A 21,609-nucleotide genomic window follows, 5' to 3' on the forward strand; every position below is an offset into this window, starting at 1 on the left:
ATGAAGACAGGTGAAGTCGACTTGATAAAGCATGAGCTGTTTGCTCATAAGTGGGTTTTACTCGCCTTGGGCTTATTATCTCTGTTGAGTTTGATGTTCGCCGCGAGTTTTGGTGCCGCAAACATCTCGTCTATGGACACATTAGATGTGGTCTTGCATCAGGCATTTGGCATAGGTGACGTTCCAAGTATCACCCAACGCATAGTAATGGAACTGAGATTCCCTCGAGTCATATTGGCATTTATTGCTGGAGCAGGCCTCTCTATCGCAGGTAGCGTGCTGCAAACAGTCACTCGTAATCCATTGGCAGACCCTTATCTGTTTGGTATCTCTTCCGGGGCTTCATTTGGGGCGGTCATCGTACTGACGCTCTTTACCGGTTCAGGACTTTTTGCTAGCTCAGGGCTGCTCGCCGGCTCTGGTCTTTTTGAAAGGTTTAGTTGGATGACGTTGCCCTTAGGTGCTTTTATGGGGGCAGGTTTGTCGGTGGCTATGGTGCTGGCTCTGTGTGGTCGACATATGAGTAGTCAGATAGAGCGAATGCTGCTCTCTGGCGTGGCGATATCATTTATGTTCGGTGCGCTAACTAGCTTGTTACTCTATTTTTCCGACCCTCAGGCGGCCGCTTCTGTGCTGTTTTGGAGTCTGGGTAGTTTCTCGAAAGCCAGTTGGAGCGGATTGATTGCGCCTTTGGTTATAGTCACTGGCTGTACTGGTATTATCTTATTGTTTAAACGGCAGATAATGGCCATGCGCGCCGGTGATGAAACAGCCCATACATTAGGGATCAACGTGAGTCGATTGCGGCTACAGATGTTGTTGCTCTGCTCCATCATCACAGCGATACTCGTTGCCAATTGCGGTGGTATAGGTTTTATCGGTTTAATGGTGCCTCATACCGTGAGAATGTTATTTCCCGGACAGTTTCCACTCATCACCACAGCCTTAGTTGGTGGGGTGTTTATGGTGTGGATAGATGTCATAGCGCGGACCATCTTGAGTCATCAGGAATTACCCGTAGGCATAATCACAGCTGTGATAGGCAGCATCTTCTTCCTGTTCATATTGGGCAGTAGGAAGTAAAAACTCTCTTAGTTTTATAAAATAATGAATAACGAAAATATACAGGGTGTAGATAATGTTTGATATTAGTCCAGTGAGCCATGAGTTCGATGAAGAGATTCAAAACAAGATCGACCATAAAACCAAACCACTTGGCGCTCTAGGTGAACTGGAAAATATCGCCATTCAACTGGCGCGAATTTTAGATAAAGATAAGCCAGAAATCATCAAGCCTAAGCTGCTTGTTTTTGCCGCTGACCATGGCATAGCTGCATTCGGGGTGTCGATAGCCCCAAGTGAGGTGACCACTCAAATGGTGATTAATTTTATCCAAGGCGGCGCCGCAATTAATGTTTTTTGTCGTCAGGTCGGCTTTGAGTTAGAGGTGATCGATTGTGGGATCTTACAGCCAGTTCAAGGTGTTGAGGGTATTATCGATCAAAGATTAGGGGCGGGCACAAAGCCTATTCACAAACAGCCTGCTATGACTTTAGCTGCGGTAAAGCAAGGGTTCGAGATGGCGGCTAACCGAATCGAATATCATCATCAACAAGGGACTAATTTAATCGCCTTTGGTGAGATGGGCATAGGCAATACCTCATCGGCGGCGGCAATTATGGCTTGCATCATGAATATGGAGGGGGCCGAATGCGTCGGCCGCGGCACAGGTATCGATGCCAGCACTCTAGAGCGAAAGCAGCAGCTGATTGAGCAAGCCTTGCATCTTCATGAGGCTGAATTGACCACACCTATGAATATTCTGGCCTGTTTAGGTGGCTTTGAGATAGTACAGATGACAGGTGCCATGTTAGCCGCAGCAGAGAGAAATATGATCTTGGTTATCGATGGTTTCATCGCAACCGCGGCAGCTATGGTAGCGGTTCAAATTAACCCTAATGTACGTGATTATATGATCTTCGGTCATCAGTCCGATGAGCGGGGGCATTGCTTGATGATAGAGCACCTCCAGGCTAGGCCTCTACTCAAGTTAGGTATGAGGTTGGGCGAAGGAACTGGTGCAGCACTAGCTTTGCCCATGATCCAGGCTGCTGCGGGTTTCTACAATGAGATGGCCAGCTTAAACGATGTAGGTATAGACATTTAATCAACAGGCTTTAGTTCCTTGGGATCAAAGCCTGAGTGGTAAGTTTTAAGTGGTAAATAATGCTGTAAGGGTGAAGGCTTTTAACCTTCTCAGCCTTACAGCTTTCTTAGATTTTTCTTGGCCTTCTAGCTTAAAGCTATTGAACTTTTTAATGGATAATTTTATGGACGTGTTACGTAGAGAACTGACGCTGTTTTTTATTGCTATGGGCTTCTTTACCCGAATTCCTATGCCGACTTGGGTCAAAGTCGATGCTGATAATCTTAATAAGGCTAGCAGATACTTCGGTTTAGTTGGAGTACTCGTCGGTGCTATTTCGGCGCTGGTCTATGAGGTTAGCATGTATGCTCTGCCAACCTCCATCAGCATAATCTTGGCTTTGATCGCCGGCGTGGCAGTGACTGGGAGCTTTCATGAAGATGGCTTGGCCGATACTGCCGATGGATTTGGTGGTGGTTGGACAGTTGCCGATAAACTGAAAATAATGAAAGACTCTCGCATCGGTACCTATGGCACGGTAACCCTGTTGTTGTCCATGATATTAAAGTACATGCTGCTGTTAGAGCTGGCGCTATATGATCCGGAAAATGTTATCGCTGCGCTGATCCTGGGACACTGTCTCAGTCGGGTATTAGCCGCGAGTATTATCTTTACCGAAACCTATGTTAGCGATGCTTATGCTAGTGAAGGTGTCAGCGAAGAAAAGAGCAGTAAGAGTAAACCATTGGCTGAAAGCCAAACTGCTAATGAACTCGCCATTTTACTGGTCACAGGTGCACTGGCCCTATGGCTGAGTGGCCTAGGTGCAGCTATTTTGATCGCGGCAGGTTTATTTGTACTTCGCTGGATATTAGTGGCACTTTTTCGAAGACAAATTGGTGGTTATACCGGCGACACTTTAGGCGCCGCTCAACAAGTATCTGAACTGGTATTTTATATGCTCTTGTTAGCCAGTTTGGCATGATAGAGCAAGATCTCAGTGATGGTTTGGTTCGCTGTTTAAGAGCGGTTATAACAAGTGTTTATAACAGCATCTCAGGAGGTATAGCTTGATACATCTAGTGCTAGGTGGGGCCCGCAGTGGTAAGACTGGTTTTGCCACTACCGCGGCTAAGACATATAGTGAAAAAGGTTATCAGTGCGTCTATATAGCGACGGCCCAAGCCTTAGATGATGAGATGAATGACAGAATCAGTCGTCATCGAAGTGACCGAGAGGCCGACAGTCTAGACTGGATAACAGTCGAGACCCCGTTAAATCTGGTGGAAACCCTAAGGGAATATGCCAGAGAAGATAGGCTGCTCTTAGTCGATTGTCTGACACTTTGGTTAACCAATCACTTGATGCTCGAAGACTCTCCGACGGTATTTACCGATTGCGATTGCAAGTGGAACGACGAAAAGCAGGCCTTACTTTCGGTATTAACCGAATTACCCGGTGAGATTTACCTGGTCAGCAATGAAGTCGGTTGCGGTATCGTGCCCCTGGGGGAGATTAACCGCCGCTTTGTCGATGAAGCGGGTTGGCTGCATCAAGATATCGCAGCTATTGCGGATACCGTGACTCAAGTGACAGCTGGATTACCCATGAGATTGAAGGGATAGAAGCTTGAAGTTAGCAAGGCATGTATCCTTAATGCCTCCAGCATTTATGGCTTCTAACAAGCTTACAGCCTCTGGCTTCATACTAAATAAAAGAACAGAATGAACTCTAATAACACGATCGATCCCAAGATGGGCGCAGCCCGTGTGCTTATGGTGCAGGGAACCACATCCGATGCGGGTAAGAGCACCTTAGTCGCTGGTTTGTGTCGCTTGTTTGCCCGTCAAGGCAGGCGAGTCGCCCCCTTTAAACCACAGAATATGGCACTCAACAGTGCGGTAACGGCCGATGGTGGTGAGATTGGCCGTGCCCAGGCACTGCAAGCTGTGGCCTGTGGTTTACCTCTGCACACAGATTTTAATCCCATCTTACTTAAACCTAGCTCAGATACCGGTGCTCAGGTGATCGTTCAGGGCCAGGCACTGGATCAGATGGAGGCTAAGACCTTCTTCGGCCTGTCTAAATATCAGGCTGATGTTAGTGGAGATGAGTGCCAGCCAGGTTATCGGGTTAAGGCCATGTCTGCCGTGTTGGATTCATTTTCGCGTTTAACCCATGGCTATGAAATGGTGATGGTCGAAGGCGCCGGCAGTCCGGCAGAAATCAACCTGCGCGAAGGTGATATTGCCAACATGGGCTTTGCCGAAGCGGTAGATTGCCCTGTGATCATCATTGCCGATATCGATAAAGGTGGCGTGTTCGCTCATCTGGTGGGCACCTTAGCATTATTGTCGGATTCCGAGCAGGCCAGAGTCAAAGGTTTCGTTATCAATCGTTTTCGCGGCGATATTGCCCTGTTGCAATCGGGCTTAGACTGGCTCGAAGAATACACCAATAAACCTGTTCTTGGGGTGCTGCCCTATTTGCACGATCTACATCTGGACGCCGAGGATGCGCTGACGCCAGCACCAGATAAATCGACTCAGACTAGACTCAAGGTCTTGGTACTCGTTTTCCCGCGGATCAGCAATCACACTGATTTCGATCCTCTGCGGCTCAATCCCCATATTGAATTTAATTATGTATCAATGCAGACCCAAGCCGAGAGTCAATCTGAGCTTGGTGTACTACCACCCGCGGATCTCATCATATTGCCCGGCAGCAAAAATGTCCGCGGCGATCTGGAGTTTCTACGTCAACAAGCCTGGGATATAGGCATCAAGAAACACTTGAGATACGGCGGCAAGGTGCTGGGGATCTGTGGCGGCTATCAGATGTTAGGTCAGCTTATCGATGATCCCAGCGGAGTCGAAGGTAGGCCAGGAGTGAGTGCTGGACTGGGTCTATTGCCTCTGTTCACTGAGCTGCAATCCAAGAAAGTGCTACGTCAGGTGACAGGTGAGCTTTCGTTACTCGGTGAGCAGGCCGAGGTGAAAGGTTATGAGATCCATTGCGGCGAATCTCGGCAGCAGACCCAAGTAAAAGGCCTAATTCAGCCCCTGAGCTTAACTCCGCAGAATTCAGTACTTGATGGGGCTAGCACCACAGAAGGGGCGTTTCATGACGGTATGCTCGCAGAAGATGGCCAAGTGTTAGGCACTTACCTGCACGGCTTGTTCGACTCAGCGGATGCCTGCGCACTATTACTAAAGTGGGCCGGAATGGCGGATGCTAAGCCCATAGATATAGATGCTATTCGTGATCAGCAGTTAAATCGATTTGCCGATCAGTTAGAGAAAGATTTAGATATGGATAAATTAGAGCAGATCTTAGGGGCTAGAACTTAGGAACTGTGTGTTACGAGTCATAAGTTGTAAGTTTTTAGCGGTAAGTTAAGGGCTTAAAACTTAGATATTTTTAGCTCCGACTTGAACTTATAGCTTACAACTTTCTTAGCTTTATCCTGAGCTTATAACTTATTAAAAATACGGAAATATCATGACAGAGAATAACGAAAACTCGAACTCAATTGATGCAGAGAAGCAGAAGTCCCAGGAAGAGAGAAAAGCCCAGCGTCATAAGGAGAGACAGCAGAAGGTCAAGGAAGCTGTCGATGCCAAGATTGCGGCGGCCCAAGAGGAGAAGGGTATTCTCTTAGTGCTTACCGGCAATGGTAAAGGTAAGTCTACCTCGGGATTTGGCACCATTGCACGCAGTGTCGGCCATGGTAAAAAATCTGCGGTAGTGCAGTTTATCAAGGGCAACTGGGAATGCGGTGAGCGTACTTTACTCGAAGGGGCCGGAGTCGAATTTCATGTGATGGGCACCGGCTTTACCTGGGAAACTCAAGATAAAGAGAAGGATACTCAAGCCGCCGAGAGTGCCTGGGCAGCTGCTGAGACACTACTCAAAGATGAGTCGATAGATTGCCTTATGCTGGATGAACTCACCTATATGGTGAGCTATCACTATCTCGAAGTCGACAGAGTCATAGAGGCACTGAAGAATCGTCCGCCTATGCAGCATGTGATCATTACGGGGAGGGCGTGCCATAGGGCGATAATCGAGCTGGCAGATACTGTGAGCGAGGTGCAATCAGTCAAGCATGCGTTTGATCACGGTATTAAAGCCCAGCCTGGCTTCGATTACTAAATTTCTGCCTGCTAGCTTCTGTGGCGTTATTGTCTGCCCGGCTTGCAGTTATAAAGAGTTCACCCAATTACATAGAGCCTTCAGCGTCTTTTGGTAAGAAGCCTTCAGCTTATCTAATAAAAGAGCCGTCAGCGGCTTTTTGGTAGAGAGCGTTTGCTCAGGCAGAGTTTTTCTGGGAATGTCTTACGAGAATAGCTTTGGATTCTTAGAGAAGATCTTGGGGACTGCTTAGGAAGTTTTAGGGGGATTCTTTTTTTGAGGGTGGAGAATGAAGCCGGATAAGTACTTGGATATTAAGATAAGTTTGGTACAGATGGAGAGACTTGAACTCTCACGCCCTTACGGGCACTAGCACCTGAAGCTAGCGTGTCTACCAATTCCACCACATCTGCATTGCTTAGAGTCAATAAAATAGTTCATTAATACATCTATTTTTCAACTGCTTGCAAGCTAGATATTACTGCTCTATTTTATTACTGTCAACCAATCTCAGAGTAATAGAGTCTGGTCTGTCATTGAATGAAATTGTTATGCGTATTTTTATAAGAGAAGCTAATGAAAACTATCCTCAGAATAATAGAGTCTGGTCTGTCATTGAATGAAATTGTTATGCGTATTTTTATAAGAGAAGGTAATGAAAACTATCAATAGGATCGTCTTGTTATTGGCTGTTTGTCTGCCGATATTTTCGGCCATGGCATCGCCCGCTAAACGAATCATAGCGCTATCGCCACACTCGGTGGAGATGCTGTATGCCATAGGCGCCGGAGACTCCATAGTCGCGACCACTGACCATGCTGACTTTCCGAAATCAGCTCTGGATATTCCACGAATTGGTGGCTATCACGGTATACAGATAGAGCGTGTGCTTGAGCTGCAACCCGACTTAGTGGTGGTCTGGGGAAGTGGCAATAAGGCCGAAGATCTACAGCGATTAAAGGAACTGGGATTCAATGTGTATAACAGCGATCCCAAAACACTGGAAGCCGTTGCTGACGAGCTAAAGGAGCTGGGAGAGTTAACCGGTCATCAAGTGGAGGCAAATAAGCTCGCCGATGATTATCTCGCTGGGCTTGAGGCTCTGCGAAAAGAGAATCAGCCTAAGTCTGAGGTGAAAGTCTTCTATCAGCTCTGGTCTACTCCCTTGATGACAGTGGCTAAAAATAGCTGGATCCAGCAGATCATCAGTGTTTGCCATGGGAACAATGTCTATCTCGATGCGGCCAGTGACTATCCTCAGGTAAGCCTGGAGAGTGTACTCTTGAACATGCCCGAGGTTATCCTGCAGAGTCAGGATGAAGGCAATGTATTAGGCATCGACTGGAGTGAATGGCAGGAGATCCCAGCGGTGAAGAATAAGCATATTTATCAGCTTAATGCCGATCTCTTACATCGCGCTACCCCGCGCGCACTTCAAGGGGTTCAAGCCTTGTGTGATGCGTTAGATAAAGCGAGATAGTAACTGAAAGTTATAAGTGTTAAGCCGTAAGTAAGTGCATCTGTGTGTCTGCTTTTAGCTTAGTCTTGAATTCATACGGTGAGCAGCTTTGTACTTATAGCTTACAACTTTCTTTGCTTTAATCTTGAACTTAAAACTTAAAACTTAAAACTTAAAACTTAAAACTTAAAACTTGAAACTTGAAAGGACTTTGTTCCCTATGACTAGCTTACTTATTTGTTTATGTATTGCCATGCTACTGCCTTATCTGACTAAGGGCCCAGTAGCCTGGGCCATGGCTAAAGCGGGTGGCTATGATAACTCACACCCCAGAGCGCAACAGGCTAGGCTAACTGGCTTCGGTGCTCGCGCGGTGGCGGGACATCAAAATGCCTTTGAATCCTTGCTTATCTTCGGCTTAGCTGTGGTGACAGTTATTGCCACAGAGAAGGTCAACGATACTGTGGTCACCTTGGCCATAGTGCATGTAATTGCACGTATTACTTATCAGTTACTCTATCTGATTGATAAAGGGACCTTACGTTCTCTGGCTTGGTTTGTGGCTGTGTTCTGCTCTTTTGGCATCTTATTCCAAGCATTTTAATAGAGCATAGGTTTAAATCAGCCTCTGGCGGCGGGATATGAATAAGCGATCTGCATAGATCGCTTTTATTTTTTAAGAGCGACGTACTCATTAACTCGCTAGCATCTAGTCCTAACATCCAGCTCTAACATCCAGCTCTAACTTCTAGTTCTAACACCTAGTGCTACCTTCCATTCCTAGTATCCAGTTCTAACATCTAGCGCTAACTTCCATTCCTAACTTCCAGCCCTAACATCTAGTCTTAACGCGTGCTCACAAGTGTCCTTGATAAATATCATTATTTAAGCTGTAAATGGCGGTTCATTAGATTTTTATAATAAAAAGAATTCTAATGGACTTGGGGATGTAATAGACTGTACATATATCCTACTAAGCTTGAGCTTATGTATGCAGGCGTTAGTGATGATTGTGGCTGTGGTTGTGACTAGTGTGCTGAATAGCTGTCAGCTTATGGGATATGTGCGAAACCCAGCTGGGCTGCGTAGGGCGGGAGCCAAATGCTAGGCTTATTTTAATCTTGTGGAGTATCAACAAATGGACACGTCTTTAGTCGCAGCATTACTCGGTGGCATGCTGATAGGGTTATCGGCCATCGCCTTGATGATTTTTAATGGCAGAATCGCCGGGATCAGTGGCATCTTATCCAGAGCCTTGTTTCGCACTGATGCCGAATCTGGTTCAGGGAAGGCAGCCGCATGGCAATGGTATTTTCTCTTCGGTATTATTTTTTCTGGGGTTATTTACGCCCAGTTTAGTATCTCGATGGGAGCGCCGCAATTTGAATTTAATCAAGTGTCGACGCCGTTATTGTGTTTTGCCGGCTTGTTAGTAGGCCTAGGTAACCAGCTTGGCAGTGGCTGCACTAGTGGTCACGGGATCTGTGGCATAGGCCGATTTTCTCTGCGTTCAATTATCGCCACATGTGTGTTCATGCTAACTGGCGTGATTTCGGCTGTGTTGCTGCACTAAATTAGCCTGTACCAAGATGGTATATTTTGTGGTTTCTCATAAAGATAAAAGTTAAAGGAGAGTCGGGTATGAATAAAAATGTGGCTGCATTGATTTCGGGTATCTTGTTCGGTGCCGGTTTATTAATTTCTGGTATGGCGGATCCCAATAAAGTAATAGGTTTTCTCGATATAACCAGATTGCTTGATGGTTCTTGGGACCCTTCGCTTATGCTGGTTATGCTAGGGGCGCTCTTAGTATACATACCAGTTTTTCACTTTTACGTTAAGCCAAGGGCTGAATCGACAATCAAACTTAAGCCTAAACCTATGTTTGATAATGAATATCACTTGCCCGCTGCCAAGAAGCCAGATGGTAAGCTAGTGCTTGGCTCGGCTATATTTGGTTTAGGATGGGGCATCGCTGGCATATGTCCTGGGCCTGCACTGGTTAATATTGGCAGCTTAGACATAAGTTTGGGTTTATTTGTTATCTCTATGGTCACTGGGTCATACCTGGGGAAAATGAGCCTGGCTGCTATTTTAAGTCGTGGCTGAAGCTAGCTTGAGTCTTATGTAAGTCTCTATCTTTATTTCTGTCTCTTCATCTTTTCTTCAGTTCATCTTAGTCGCAGATGTCCCTGCTTACTCTCTTAAGCATCGGACACTTTTAATCCCTCTTTGGCTAAATATCGGACACTTTCTCTCCAATATGGCTCAATGATCGGACACATTCCTTATGTGTCCGCGGACACTTTGAGTGTCCGCCTGACAGCGATAAACCTTAAGTGCATGAATGTTAGTGAGTATTTATTTTGGCACACCTTTTGTATATAAGATTGCAAGATTAGTAATAAAGCTCACCAAGCGGACAGGGACAGGGGTTAGATGATGATTCAGGATACCAGCGGACAGGACACAGCCCTAGAGCCAAATCTCGGCAAGAAATTGAAGTGGCCTTTAGTGGCCGGAGCGGCTGTGCTTTTGGTTTCGGGTCTGGTTTGGGCCAGTGTCGGCGGCCAAGTGAGTGAGTCGATTAAAGGCAGTGAGCTTAGACTTGCCACCTTAGAGCGCGGCACACTCACTCGGGACATCACCACCACAGGCAAGATAGTGGCGGCTAACGCGCCCATCCTCTACAGCACAGATCAAGGCACTGTGACCTTACTGGCAAAGCCAGGTGACAGAGTCGAATTGGGTGATGTGGTGGCCACTATCGAGAGTCACAAGTTGACCAATAGCCTTAAGCAGCAAGAAGCCTTGCTCGAAGGCATGCTGAGCGCGCTGGAAAGAGCCCGTCTCGATGCTCGCCGTGAACAACTTAAAGCACAGCAAACTTTAGATATGGCCAAGGTCGATCTGGAAGCGGCAGACAGAGAGAGCCGCCGCGGTGATGAGCTTATCCAAAATAAACTTATATCGAAAATTGATTACGAAAAAGGCAAGGATGACCTGCATAAGGCCAAGTTATTGTCAGCTCATGCTAAGCAGGACACTGAATTGATGCGAGACACCTTGGCCTTCGAGATAAAGAACAAGGCGTCCCAAGTGAATCGTCAGAAGCTAGTGGTCAGCGAGCTTGAACGTCAGGTGGGTGCGCTAAATATCAAGGCGCCAGTAGGCGGCATCATAGGTAACTGGCTCACGGAGCAAAAAGCCCGTATCGGTCAGAGCCAACCCGTACTCACGGTAGTAGATTTAAGTGCCTTCGAGGCCGAGCTTGCTGTGCCTGAGTCCTATGCCGACGAGTTAGGGCTAGGCATGGCGGTGGAACTAAGTTTTGGTGAACTGACTCTGATTGGCGAACTGTCATCTATCTCCCCGGAAGTCAGAAATCGTGAAGTCACGGCTCGTGTCAGGTTTGAGCAAGACGAGCGCCTGCATCTACGTCAGAATCAGCGTCTGTCGGCTCGAGTATTACTGGAAAATAGACCTAATGTCTTGATGGTGAAGCGTGGTGCATTTGTTTCCACCGGTGGCGGCAGAGAAGTCTATGCCATGAATGGTGATATTGCCGAGCAAACAGAGATTAAACTCGGTGCCCGTAGCATGAGTCATATCGAAGTACTGCAAGGCGGCAAGGCGGGGGATGTCTGGGTAATTTCCAGTATCCAGGCATTCAACAAAGCAGAGCAAGTGCTAGTACGCTAAGGAGAGCAAGATGAATAAATCAAATCAAAAAAGTGGCTTTAGAGCCTTCAGCATACAAAGAGCCTTTAGCGGGAATAGAGCCCTCAGCATACAAAAAGCCATCAGGCCACAGAAAGCTCTCGACTTATTAGCAGGCTTAAACATGCAGAGAGTCATCACAGTGTCGGCATTGCTGCTCCTATTAGTCGCCGTTCAGGTATCGACTCAGAGCATAGGTGATTGGTATGTATTTGGCCTTAACGTATTAGAGATGACAACGCCTCTTATGCCTACTACGCCAGCATTCACTGAAGTATCAAATGTCGCTACTGGCTTAGATACAGACCTAGGCTCTGGTTTAAGCACTGGTTTAAGTACTGGTTTAAGTACTGGTTTAGGCACTGGCCTAACTATTAACTCGGAGATAGTGAACATCTTCAGCGATATAGGCGTTTTCACGCAGAAATTTGTCATAGCAATTATCGAGTGTGCCTTGGATTCACTTCCTAAGTCCGGCTTTAGCCGGTAGAGACGAGAATATTAGAACCTAGAACTTAGAACTTAGAACTTAGAAACGAATTAAACGATAAAACAGGGAATAATGAAATGTTATCGATGAAAAGCATCAGCAAAGTATTTAAAACGGACTTAGTAGAGACACATGCACTGCGAGATTTTAATCTCGAAGTAAAAGAAGGTGAATTTGTCGCGGTCACAGGCCCCTCGGGATCAGGTAAGACTACCTTCCTCAATATCGCCGGTCTGCTGGAAGGCTTCACCCATGGAGACTACTTCCTCGATGGCGTCAATATCTCCAACTTGAGTGATAACAAGAGCGCTGGGATTCGTAACGAGAAAATTGGCTTTATCTTTCAGGGGTTTAACTTAATCCCCGACCTTAACCTGGCTGAAAATATCGAGGTGCCTCTTCGCTATCGTGGTTTCAACGCCAAGGAGCGCAAGCGTCGTGTACAACATGCACTAGAGCAAGTGGGTCTGGCGGCACGTATGAAGCATCTGCCATCACAACTGTCCGGTGGTCAGCAGCAGCGTGTGGCGATTGCCCGTGCCCTTGCTGGTGAGCCAAGATTCCTGCTTGCGGATGAGCCGACAGGTAACTTAGACAGCATGATGGCGCGTCAGGTGATGGAGTTGTTGGAAGATATTAATAAGGCTGGCACGACTATCATAATGGTGACTCATGATCCTGAGCTTGCACGCCGTGCTCAACGTAATATTCAGATTGTCGATGGCCAAGTCTGTGATTTTACTATGTATCAAGGCGGGGGGTATCAAGGCGGGGTGGGTCAAGGCGAAGGAGCCGAAAAGCCACACTTAGTAACGGGTGCAGCTTCCGCTGCAAAGCAGACTCAACGAGTCGCTAGCTAAGGAGAGTGACCATGTTTTTTTATTATCTCGATCTAGCCTGGCGCAGCATTAAGAAGACGCCTCTGTTGTCATTGTTGATGGTGTTCGCCATCTCTGTTGGCATCAGCACTACCATAACGACTCTGAATGTTTATCAGCTTATGTCTGTCAATCCTGCGGGAGAGCGTTCAGATAAGCTACTTGCAGTCCAGCTTTGGAGTCAGGGCAAGGATGCCTGGAAAGAATTTAATGCTCAAGTGACTTACCAGGATGCATTTAACTTACGTAAGAGTGAGTTGCCTGTACGTCAAACCCCTATGTTCGTTACCGGTTTAGCGGTGCAGACAGAAGACGCTGATTTTTCCCCTCTGCTAGAGACTGTGCGGGTAACTGATAGCGATTTCTTCGGGATGTTTTCTGTGCCTTTTCTCTATGGTGGGGCCTGGGATAAGAGTGTCGATACCCAAGCCGCTTATCAGGTGGTGATCAACGAAGACCTCAATAAGCAGTTATTCGCGGGGGAAAACAGTGTTGGTAAGACCCTGTTCTTAGACAGTAAACCTTATCAGGTTGTTGGAGTGATTAAGACCTGGAGTCCAAGTCCCCAGTATTACGATTTGACCACAGGGGCATTCAAAGATAGCGCCCAGCTGTTTATTCCTTTCTCTCTGACGCCTATGGAAGAGTTTCAGAGTTGGGGCAATAATCAAAGCTGGAAGCGAGAATCTATGGATACCTATAATGGTCGCCTTAATTCAGAGATGCATTGGATACAGTTTTGGGTCGAAGTGACTGACGATAAACAGCGTGATGAGTATGCCCAGTGGCTGACGGCTTATGTGGAGCAACAGCAGCTCTTGGGTCGATTCGAAAGCCCTGAGGCTGGGGCTCAGCTGTCGAATGTTGCTCAGTGGTTGGATCTCAATGAAGTCGTTCCCGAAGACAACAAAATCTTGGTCGGCCTCAGTGGGCTGTTTTTACTGGTCTGCCTGGTGAACATGTTGGGCTTGTTACTGGCTAAATTTCTCAAACGAGCCCCGGAAGTCGGCGTTCGCCGTGCCATAGGCGCGAGCCGTAATCAGATATTTGCTCAGCATATGGTCGAAGTGGGCTTAATTGGCTTCTGTGGTGGTGTACTGGGCTTAATCTGGGCATGGGGGTCATTGTCTATGCTGTCGGCACGCTTCAACTTGGAAGAGTCACTGACTCACCTGGATCCGAGTATGTGGATAATCGCACCGGCTATTGCCATCTGCGCCGCCTTAGTTGCCGGTATTTATCCGGCCTGGCGCATCTGCTCTACCAATCCAAGCGTTCATCTTAAGAGTCAGTAAGCGGGCCGTGAAATTAGCAAAAGGAATTCTACATGTTACACATTAAACCTATCATCAATACCTTGATGCGCAGTAAGAGTGGCCCGATTTTATTGCTGATACAGATCATTCTTTCTGTGGCGATCGTGGCTAATGCCAGCTTTATCATAGGTGAGCGTCTTGCCTTGATGGATCGCGAATCGGGAACGGAGGAAGAGCAGGTGTTCAATTTTCTCCTCTATGCCTTCGATTCTGGTATCGACATAGAGTCTCAGATTCCGCGTGACATACGCGCCATTCGTGAGCTGCCAGGGGTGATAGATGCTACCACTACCAGCATGGTGCCCCTGAGCGGTGGAGGTTGGTCTTCCGGTTATACCATAGGTGATAGTGAGGAAACCGCTAAGGATACCGAGAATACCGCCATCTATTATGGCGATGATCATATGGTCAATACCTTAGGTGTGGATCTGATTGAGGGACGTAACTTCTATGAGACGGAGGTTCTTACCGGCAGTCCGGATCTGGCGACCCATGGCATAGTGTCTAAGGCGTTTGCCAAGAAGACTTGGGGTGATGAGTCTGCAATTGGTCAAATCATGTATGCGGGAGGCTGGGGCGATAAGCCGATACAGATCATAGGCGTGGTGGATAAACTCCAGGGTGCCTGGGTCAACAGCTCATATCTGGATAACAGTGTGATATTGAATGTCAGGCTGGTGAACATGTTCAGTAAGGTGTTAGTCCGCGTCGAAGTCGGCACCTTAGCCCAGCTCAAACAGGTTATTCCGGCAATGCTGCATAAAGATGAACCTAATCGTGTTATCGAAGATTTTACCTTAATCAGCGAGCATAGAAAAAGGGTGTATCGTAATCATGAATTGATGGCGACTGTACTGTCTATGATGGTGATTCTACTGCTACTTATCACCTCCTTAGGCTTGGCCGGCATGGTGATGTTTAATATCGAGCGACGCACCAAGCAAATCGGCACCAGACGTGCACTTGGGGCGAAACGCAGGGATATAATTAGCTTGTTTTTAGTGGAGAACTACATCATCTGTATCGTGGGTGGCATCATAGGTGGGCTGGTGGCGGTACAACTGGGTCAGCAGTTGATGACCTTCTATAGCTTGCCTAAACTCGAGCTTATTTATCCGATAGTGACGGTGGCTGGCATGATGGTACTCACTACCATAGCTGTCATCTTACCGGCGAGAAAAGCGGCGAGTATCTCGCCAGCTACGGCGACCCGGAGCGTATAACTAGTTATCTTGCCGGCGAGAAAAGGGGGCTGTTATCGAATTCCCCAGCTAGAGCGATGCGGAGTGTATAGCAGTCACTTTATAATGTGTATTTAGCTGGATCATAAATATTGGCTCCTCTGTTGGGGGGGGGTGCTGAAATAAGCGGGAGAGGATTTGCCTTTAATTCTGTTTCGCTTTAAGTTAATTTGAAGTTAACTTGCTGAGCTTAAGCGCTTGTCGCAAACGACTTTAAACGTCATTTAAAACTACTAAAAGAAGAACGATAAAGCAGTATGGATACGATTCTCATTGTCGATGATAACCAGGCCGTGTGTGATGCATTGGCACTGATGTTGGAACTCCATGGGTATAAGACCCATAGCTGTTTATCCCCGGAAGTGGCGCTGGAATTGGTTAAAATCCATGATATAGCCCTAGTGATCCAGGATATGAACTTCACTCAGGACACCACCTCGGGTGAGGAGGGGAAATCACTCTTCTATGAGCTGCGTTCCTTGCAGCCTTTACTGCCCATAGTGTTGATCACCGCCTGGACTCAGCTGGATATCGCCGTCGAATTGGTCAAAGAGGGCGCGGTGGATTATATGGGTAAGCCTTGGGACGATGCCAAGCTACTCAACAGTGTGAGTAACCTTATTTCCCTGCATACTCTGTCCCGGGAAAATACCCAATATCAGCGTGCCGAGAGTCAACGCATGGTGGCCATTAAAGATGCTGATCTGTGTGGCATAGTGTTCGCTAGTGGGTCGATGCAGCGCAGTGTCGATCTTGCTCTGCAGATAGCGCGTTCAGATGTGTCTGTGCTGATAACCGGCCCCAATGGCGCGGGTAAAGATAAGCTTGCGGACATCATTCATGCTAACTCTCCCTTGAAGAATAAGCCTTTTATCAAGGTGAATATCGGCGCCTTACCCATGGATCTGCTGGAGGCTGAGCTGTTCGGCGCTGAGGCTGGTGCTTTTACCGGCGCCAACAAGACCCGCATAGGTCGTTTCGAGGCGGCCGATGGCGGTACACTGTTTCTGGACGAGATAGGCAATCTGTCTTTGTCGGGTCAGATTAAACTGCTGCGGGTGCTGCAAACTGGTGAATTTGAACGTCTGGGTAGTCATCAGACCCGTAAGGTTAAGGTACGCGTGCTTAGCGCCACTAATGCCGAACTCGCACTCGACATTCGCGAGGGACGTTTTCGTGAAGATCTCTTCTATCGTCTCAATGTTATCGAGCTCGAACTGTCTCCCCTCAATCAACGCCAAGATGATATTTTGCCTTTGGTTAGTCACTTTATAGGCCCGAATTTCTCCCTCAATAAACAGACTCAAAGAGCCCTAGAGGCCCATGCTTGGCCCGGTAATGTCAGGGAGCTGGAAAATGCCTGTAAGCGTGCTGTGATACTGGCACCATCTAAGCTGCTCACCCCATTGGATTTCGGTCTGAGCGCTGAGCCGGTACAGGATAATCCTGTGTCTGGCCCAGAGTTAAAACAAGAGTTAACGCTAGAGTTAAAACCAGTACTTAAATCTGAGTTAAAACAAGAGTTAGCGTCTGACTCTAAACCTGAGTTAAAGCCAGTACTAAAACGAGAGTTGAAGCCAGAGTCTGCAATAGATCAGAAAGCCGATACGCCAAGGGTGCCAGACTCTGCTAGTGATAATGCTCATTCTAGTGCCAGTTCTAGCACCCGCTCTAGCATAAGCGTCATAGACAAGACGAGTATACAAGCCGAATTACACAGGCATCACGGCGTTATAGCCCGTGTGGCCAAATCGCTGGGGCTTAGCAGGCAGGCCCTGTATCGCCGTATGGAAAAGTTTGGTATCAATAAGTAGCTGGTGTCGAATAGCTTGCTAGTCAAGATGATGCTTGGCTTGATTAACAAAGGATTTAACTATGTGTAGTTATGATGGATGATTGTGCAATGACACTGAGATCTAAGTTGATTCTAGCTAGTGTTTTAGCCTGTTTCTTGGGCTTAGTTTCGGCAGGTTTACTGTTTAACTGGCTGGGTCAGGACTATCTGGTATTGATCGCCCTGTTGTCATTGGGCTTAGTGTGGGCGGTGAGCCATTACATGACCCGCAATCTGGCCGACTGCTTGGCAGCCTTGGAGGTGGGTCTACTCAACTTCAAGGATAATGATTTTAGTATCAGTATCCCGGTTAAAGGAGATGAGCAGTTACGGACCTTGGCTCGGCTATTCAATGAGTCGGCACATACCCTGAGGCGGGAGCGGCAATTCATCTACCAGCGTGAGTTGTTACTGGATAAGGTGATCCAAAGCTCCCCCAATGTGATGATCCTGCTCGATGATGAACAGAGAGTTATCTACGCCAATGACGCCGCCCGGCACCTGTTTAATCAAGGCGTACCCATAGAAGGCTTGCATCTGCATGAGCTGATCGAAGCCTGCTCTCCGGAACTTATCACAGCGTTAAATAATCCCAAAGATGGCCTGTTTACCTTAGGGGCCAAGGAGTCGTTAGGCACAGATATCCAAGGTGAAACCAGCGATGAGACCATGAATGAGGATGAGACCTGGCATCTGTCCAGGGGACGCTTCAAGCTCAATGGCCAGCTGCATCATCTACTCTTGCTGAAACAGATGACCCATGAGCTCAATCGACAAGAGGTGGCAGTGTGGAAGAAGGTGATCCGCATCATAAGTCATGAGCTCAATAACTCGGTGGCCCCAATAGCTTCCATGGTTAACTCGGGCCGTATGATCACCAAAGATCTTAATGATCCCAAGCTGAAGATGATCTTCGACACCATAGATGATCGCACCCAACACCTGAGTCAGTTTATCTTCAACTATGCCAGATTCGCTAAGTTGCCACTGCCTAATAAGTCTATGGTTAATTGGCTGAAGATGACCGAGCACCTGAGTCATCATTATAAGTTCACTTTAGATGGCAGCTTACCCGAGGGCGATGGCTACTTCGACCTCATTCAGATGGAGCAGGTGCTACTTAACCTGTTGAAGAATGCTCACGAGTCGGGATCTAAAGTCGATGAGATCACCATGAGCATCACCCAGGCCAATCCCAGTCATGGAGTCGATAGTGCTAGTGGAAATAAGGGGATCTTAATCAGCATCTGTGATGCCGGCAGCGGTATGTCATCCGAGGTGCTCAAGCAGGCATTATTGCCTTTTTACTCAACCAAACAATCGGGCACCGGATTGGGCTTGCCCCTGTGCCGGGAGATATTAGAGGCACACGATGGCCGCATCAGCCTGCATAATCGGGAAGAGACGGGGCTGTGTGTGAAGCTTTGGTTACCCCAAAGTTAGCTAGCCTTCGAATGAAGGCTTAATACATTTTCTGATTTAGCTTCTGGCTGAGTGGGTATTGGGGAGTGTGTTTGAGTATTTGGGTTTAATTGTAATCTAACGCCTGGCCGGCGGGGAATGTGCACTCTTTATTTTGAGAAGGTTCTGCGAGACGGTGAATATGGCGTAGCCATGTGCTATGAACGAGAGGCATGGATGCCGAACTGGCCTTTAGATAGGACATCATTCAAGTACAGTCCCTGTAGTCTCTGCGGCAGCGTCCATGCTACCGAAGCTCGCAGCCGCATCTACACCGGCTGATTTTTTCTCTTCGATTAGGCTTTATTGCTAATGTTCTATAACTCACTTTTCCCCAAAGTAACCTAGCCTTGGAATGAAGGCTGATAACATTTTTACCTTGATTCATTTAGTTTTGCTTGTTTCTTTTCGTCATTCCGGCAGATCTTTTGAGCCGGAATCCAGTGTCCTTTGCTGTTGCATATGTCATCTAAGGTCGCTGCTTCATTGTAACCTACCGCCTGTCCGGCGAGGATTGTGCACTCTTTATTTTGAGAAGGTTCTGCGAGACGGTGAATTTGGCGTAGCCATGTGATTATGAGCGAGAAGCAGGATGCTGAACTGGCTTTTAGGTAAGGATACCGTTGTGAATATGTCCCTGGCCGCTCTGCGATTTCAAACAATGTCCATGTTTAACGGCCAGTTCGGCATCCCAGCCTCTCGTTCGGAGAGTATCACTTCGCGATACCTCACCTTGAAATCGAAGCTCTTAGCCGCATATACACTAGTTGATCTACAAGACAATTGACCTTATTCGCTCTGCCCCCTTTGTTCTGACGAGTTATTGTGACCATTTAGATAAACGACGTCGGCATTTCTCTCAAAGTTGTCAATATTTTCAAGCTAGCTGATAATCTCAATCATTTCTTCTATTAATACAGGCTCAACATACATTGAGTCCGCTAGTTCTGCCTAAATGTCATAGATTTCCCCTTTAAATACTCCGTGTACCATTCTACTGACTTCAAATCTGCTAATTATTTTATTGGTTGTTCTTATGGGATAGTAGATCATTGATAATTTCCAATAGGCTAGGTATGTTATTGATTAACAATGGGAGGCTCAATTTTTTGTGCCAAATGAATACCCCGTTTTATTATTGTAAGCGTAGAAGGAAATGCTTTGGAAAAGTCGAAAATATGGATAAATAAAACTTTTAAAGGTGTTGAGCTTCTTTCTGCGAGTTATACAAAGTTTAAGTTTACCAAACATTGGCATGATGAGTTAGCCATTGGGGTCATAGAGGATGGAGCAGAGGGTTTATTCTATCGTGGTGATAATCTTATAATTCCCAAACGTCATATAGTAGCGATTAATCCATCGGAGGTTCACACTGGTTTCTCTGGCGCACCAAATGGCTGGCGTTACAGGATGTTCTATTTCAATTTAAAAGAACTTGATAGTGAGTTTTCTAATCGAGATATGCCAATTGATCCAATAATTAATAGCCCTATAATTTATGATGAATATCTTTTTAATATTTTATTTCAATTACATGTATCACTCGAAAAACCTTCGTTTGAGTTGACTAAAGAGTCGTTGTTTTCCTTAGCTATTGAGAAATTATTTAGGCAGTATGGCTCAGCTAAAAGGGAGAGGTTTAATAGTATCTGCACCACAAGTAGTTATCTCGCTAGAGATTTTATACAGGACAATTTTGAATTTAATCCTTCCCTGTCAGAGTTAGAAAAAATTTCAAATTGTTCAAAATTCCAGTTAATTAGAAGTTTTAAAATAATTTTTGGTATTACACCTCATCAATATTTACTTCTGATAAAAGTTAAAAATGCTAAAAAATTACTTTCTAAGGGATTGAGTTGTGTTGATACATCTCTCGCTTGTGGCTTTTGTGATCAAAGCCATTTCATTCGTAATTTCAAAAAAGCATTTGGAATTTCCCCATCCAACTACTTAAATGATAAAGGTTAAGCAGTCAATTTTGTACAAGACCTACTTATTTGTGTTGGCTAATATTGCCTCTTTTAGTTAAGGAAGTAAGTATGAGTCTGTTTATCATTTGGCTAGGAGTTATGTTCCCATTGGTATTTAGCCCTGGTCCAGCAAATATCGTTTTTGCAGCATCAGGGGCTAGAGTTGGAATTAAACGTTCTATACCGTTAGTTGCTGGTATTGATAGTATTTTTATCATTAAATCTATCATTATAGGTTATGGGTTAGGGGAAGTTGTCAAAAGTCACCCAGAAATAATGAATAGCCTGCAACTAGTTGGTGCAATTTATTTAGTCTATGTGGCCGTTAAATTTATGCGACCAAATTCATCTAAATCCGAAAATATTTCAACAGAACTTGGATTTTTTGATGGTTTGCTTATTCAATTGTTAAATAGCAAAGGTTGGTTGATGGTTTTCCTAATGTTCTCTCTGTTTACTGAGCCATCTCAGGACATTTTTGGAGATAAAGGTGTCGCTGTTTTAATTATCTGGCTAGCTTTTTTAAATATTTCGATGCATTTTGTATGGGTTTCAATTGGTGAATTTTTATCGAGAGTTTCAAGCAGTCCATTATATGAAAAATGGTTAAGTTTCTTTTATGCATGCTGCTTAATAGCTGTCAGTATTTGGTTAATTATTGAAAACCCAATGGTGATAACTTATTTAGGTATTAGTACATAATAAGACCTATAAACGGAACAAAAATAGTTGACTACGTTTACTATGGTCCACATTATAGTCAACCATTTTTGTCCGCTTAAGCTGACGTTATGCATTTCTGGAGTTGGTCATTAAACTTTTAGTTCAGGCGATTCAAAATCAAAGAAATCTTCAGCCTAAATATTACAAACTCACATCGTATATTGGTGCTATTGGTTGCGCACTTGGCCTCGCCTTATTTTCTTGGCAATTTGAAAGTTTGTTCACTGCCCTTAACTT

19 protein-coding genes and 1 tRNA gene are annotated in these 21,609 nt (G+C 46.0%); 19 read left to right on the forward strand and 1 reads right to left on the reverse strand.

Annotation, left to right across the window (positions count from 1 at the left end):
- The 6 genes from SVI_RS03115 to cobO all read left to right on the forward strand — a co-directional run bounded on the left by SVI_RS03115 (position 1) and on the right by cobO (position 6,301).
- On the forward strand, positions 1-1,083 hold the full coding sequence (locus SVI_RS03115) for a FecCD family ABC transporter permease (RefSeq protein ID WP_049791152.1): 1,083 nt from the start codon (positions 1-3) through the stop codon (positions 1,081-1,083).
- A 55-nt stretch (positions 1,084-1,138) separates the two neighbouring features.
- Entirely contained in the window at positions 1,139-2,167 is a 1,029-nt protein-coding gene (gene cobT, locus SVI_RS03120) for a nicotinate-nucleotide--dimethylbenzimidazole phosphoribosyltransferase (protein ID WP_013049940.1), read from the forward strand.
- 163 nt (positions 2,168-2,330) lie between these two features.
- The gene (locus SVI_RS03125) at positions 2,331-3,131 is read left to right on the forward strand and encodes an adenosylcobinamide-GDP ribazoletransferase (RefSeq protein ID WP_013049941.1); all 801 of its coding nucleotides are present in this window, start codon (positions 2,331-2,333) and stop codon (positions 3,129-3,131) included.
- An 85-nt stretch (positions 3,132-3,216) separates the two neighbouring features.
- On the forward strand, positions 3,217-3,771 hold the full coding sequence (cobU, locus tag SVI_RS03130) for a bifunctional adenosylcobinamide kinase/adenosylcobinamide-phosphate guanylyltransferase (protein WP_013049942.1): 555 nt from the start codon (positions 3,217-3,219) through the stop codon (positions 3,769-3,771).
- Positions 3,772-3,870: 99 nt separating this feature from the next.
- Positions 3,871-5,496, forward strand: coding sequence for a cobyric acid synthase (locus SVI_RS03135; protein ID WP_041419627.1), 1,626 nt, complete (start codon positions 3,871-3,873; stop codon positions 5,494-5,496).
- Positions 5,497-5,647: 151 nt separating this feature from the next.
- Complete coding sequence (cobO, locus tag SVI_RS03140; protein WP_013049944.1) at positions 5,648-6,301, forward strand: cob(I)yrinic acid a,c-diamide adenosyltransferase; 654 nt, start codon at positions 5,648-5,650, stop codon at positions 6,299-6,301.
- A gap of 305 nt (positions 6,302-6,606) precedes the next feature.
- On the opposite strand, the gene SVI_RS03145 is transcribed toward cobO, so the two are convergent.
- Positions 6,607-6,693, reverse strand: a tRNA-Leu gene (locus SVI_RS03145).
- A 242-nt stretch (positions 6,694-6,935) separates the two neighbouring features.
- On the opposite strand from SVI_RS03145, the gene SVI_RS03150 reads away from it, so the two are divergent.
- The 13 genes from SVI_RS03150 to SVI_RS03215 all read left to right on the forward strand — a co-directional run bounded on the left by SVI_RS03150 (position 6,936) and on the right by SVI_RS03215 (position 21,351).
- Positions 6,936-7,760 carry a cobalamin-binding protein gene (locus tag SVI_RS03150; RefSeq protein WP_013049945.1) on the forward strand — a complete coding sequence of 275 codons (825 nt, stop codon included), beginning with the start codon at positions 6,936-6,938 and terminating at the stop codon, positions 7,758-7,760.
- Between the two features lie 199 nt (positions 7,761-7,959).
- Positions 7,960-8,343 carry an MAPEG family protein gene (locus SVI_RS03155; protein WP_013049946.1) on the forward strand — a complete coding sequence of 128 codons (384 nt, stop codon included), beginning with the start codon at positions 7,960-7,962 and terminating at the stop codon, positions 8,341-8,343.
- Between the two features lie 534 nt (positions 8,344-8,877).
- Complete coding sequence (locus SVI_RS03160; protein ID WP_013049947.1) at positions 8,878-9,312, forward strand: YeeE/YedE family protein; 435 nt, start codon at positions 8,878-8,880, stop codon at positions 9,310-9,312.
- 68 nt (positions 9,313-9,380) lie between these two features.
- Positions 9,381-9,848 (forward strand): DUF6691 family protein, encoded by a 468-nt coding sequence (locus SVI_RS03165; RefSeq protein ID WP_013049948.1) that lies wholly within the window; start codon positions 9,381-9,383, stop codon positions 9,846-9,848.
- A gap of 333 nt (positions 9,849-10,181) precedes the next feature.
- Positions 10,182-11,441 carry an efflux RND transporter periplasmic adaptor subunit gene (locus SVI_RS03170; protein WP_041419628.1) on the forward strand — a complete coding sequence of 420 codons (1,260 nt, stop codon included), beginning with the start codon at positions 10,182-10,184 and terminating at the stop codon, positions 11,439-11,441.
- Positions 11,442-11,451: 10 nt separating this feature from the next.
- On the forward strand, positions 11,452-11,949 hold the full coding sequence (locus SVI_RS03175; protein WP_013049950.1) for a hypothetical protein: 498 nt from the start codon (positions 11,452-11,454) through the stop codon (positions 11,947-11,949).
- A gap of 77 nt (positions 11,950-12,026) precedes the next feature.
- A complete protein-coding gene (locus tag SVI_RS03180) occupies positions 12,027-12,809 on the forward strand; it encodes an ABC transporter ATP-binding protein (protein WP_013049951.1) in 783 nt (260 codons plus the stop codon).
- An 11-nt stretch (positions 12,810-12,820) separates the two neighbouring features.
- Positions 12,821-14,122 carry an ABC transporter permease gene (locus SVI_RS03185; RefSeq protein WP_041419629.1) on the forward strand — a complete coding sequence of 434 codons (1,302 nt, stop codon included), beginning with the start codon at positions 12,821-12,823 and terminating at the stop codon, positions 14,120-14,122.
- Positions 14,123-14,154: 32 nt separating this feature from the next.
- Positions 14,155-15,366 carry an FtsX-like permease family protein gene (locus tag SVI_RS03190; RefSeq protein WP_013049953.1) on the forward strand — a complete coding sequence of 404 codons (1,212 nt, stop codon included), beginning with the start codon at positions 14,155-14,157 and terminating at the stop codon, positions 15,364-15,366.
- 275 nt (positions 15,367-15,641) lie between these two features.
- Complete coding sequence (locus SVI_RS03195; protein WP_013049954.1) at positions 15,642-17,198, forward strand: sigma-54-dependent transcriptional regulator; 1,557 nt, start codon at positions 15,642-15,644, stop codon at positions 17,196-17,198.
- Positions 17,199-17,287: 89 nt separating this feature from the next.
- Positions 17,288-18,661, forward strand: a complete 1,374-nt coding sequence (locus tag SVI_RS03200; protein ID WP_231847769.1) for a sensor histidine kinase — start codon at positions 17,288-17,290, stop codon at positions 18,659-18,661.
- 1,179 nt (positions 18,662-19,840) lie between these two features.
- Complete coding sequence (locus SVI_RS03210) at positions 19,841-20,647, forward strand: AraC family transcriptional regulator (protein ID WP_013049957.1); 807 nt, start codon at positions 19,841-19,843, stop codon at positions 20,645-20,647.
- Between the two features lie 71 nt (positions 20,648-20,718).
- Positions 20,719-21,351, forward strand: a complete 633-nt coding sequence (locus SVI_RS03215) for a LysE family translocator (protein ID WP_041419630.1) — start codon at positions 20,719-20,721, stop codon at positions 21,349-21,351.
- Positions 21,352-21,609 lie beyond the last annotated feature (258 nt).

This window comes from Shewanella violacea DSS12, from assembly GCF_000091325.1.
GTDB lineage: Bacteria > Pseudomonadota > Gammaproteobacteria > Enterobacterales > Shewanellaceae > Shewanella > Shewanella violacea.

Bases quoted from the DNA above. Each gene is read 5' to 3' on its own strand.
- SVI_RS03115 (WP_049791152.1), top strand. From the start codon at position 1: ATGAAGACAGGTGAAGTCGACTTGATAAAGCATGAGCTGTTTGCTCAT.
- cobT (WP_013049940.1), top strand. From the start codon at position 1,139: ATGTTTGATATTAGTCCAGTGAGCCATGAGTTCGATGAAGAGATTCAA.
- SVI_RS03125 (WP_013049941.1), top strand. From the start codon at position 2,331: ATGGACGTGTTACGTAGAGAACTGACGCTGTTTTTTATTGCTATGGGC.
- SVI_RS03135 (WP_041419627.1), top strand. From the start codon at position 3,871: ATGAACTCTAATAACACGATCGATCCCAAGATGGGCGCAGCCCGTGTG.
- cobO (WP_013049944.1), top strand. From the start codon at position 5,648: ATGACAGAGAATAACGAAAACTCGAACTCAATTGATGCAGAGAAGCAG.
- SVI_RS03150 (WP_013049945.1), top strand. From the start codon at position 6,936: ATGAAAACTATCAATAGGATCGTCTTGTTATTGGCTGTTTGTCTGCCG.
- SVI_RS03155 (WP_013049946.1), top strand. From the start codon at position 7,960: ATGACTAGCTTACTTATTTGTTTATGTATTGCCATGCTACTGCCTTAT.
- SVI_RS03160 (WP_013049947.1), top strand. From the start codon at position 8,878: ATGGACACGTCTTTAGTCGCAGCATTACTCGGTGGCATGCTGATAGGG.
- SVI_RS03165 (WP_013049948.1), top strand. From the start codon at position 9,381: ATGAATAAAAATGTGGCTGCATTGATTTCGGGTATCTTGTTCGGTGCC.
- SVI_RS03170 (WP_041419628.1), top strand. From the start codon at position 10,182: ATGATTCAGGATACCAGCGGACAGGACACAGCCCTAGAGCCAAATCTC.
- SVI_RS03175 (WP_013049950.1), top strand. From the start codon at position 11,452: ATGAATAAATCAAATCAAAAAAGTGGCTTTAGAGCCTTCAGCATACAA.
- SVI_RS03180 (WP_013049951.1), top strand. From the start codon at position 12,027: ATGTTATCGATGAAAAGCATCAGCAAAGTATTTAAAACGGACTTAGTA.
- SVI_RS03185 (WP_041419629.1), top strand. From the start codon at position 12,821: ATGTTTTTTTATTATCTCGATCTAGCCTGGCGCAGCATTAAGAAGACG.
- SVI_RS03190 (WP_013049953.1), top strand. From the start codon at position 14,155: ATGTTACACATTAAACCTATCATCAATACCTTGATGCGCAGTAAGAGT.
- SVI_RS03195 (WP_013049954.1), top strand. From the start codon at position 15,642: ATGGATACGATTCTCATTGTCGATGATAACCAGGCCGTGTGTGATGCA.
- SVI_RS03200 (WP_231847769.1), top strand. From the start codon at position 17,288: ATGACACTGAGATCTAAGTTGATTCTAGCTAGTGTTTTAGCCTGTTTC.
- SVI_RS03215 (WP_041419630.1), top strand. From the start codon at position 20,719: ATGAGTCTGTTTATCATTTGGCTAGGAGTTATGTTCCCATTGGTATTT.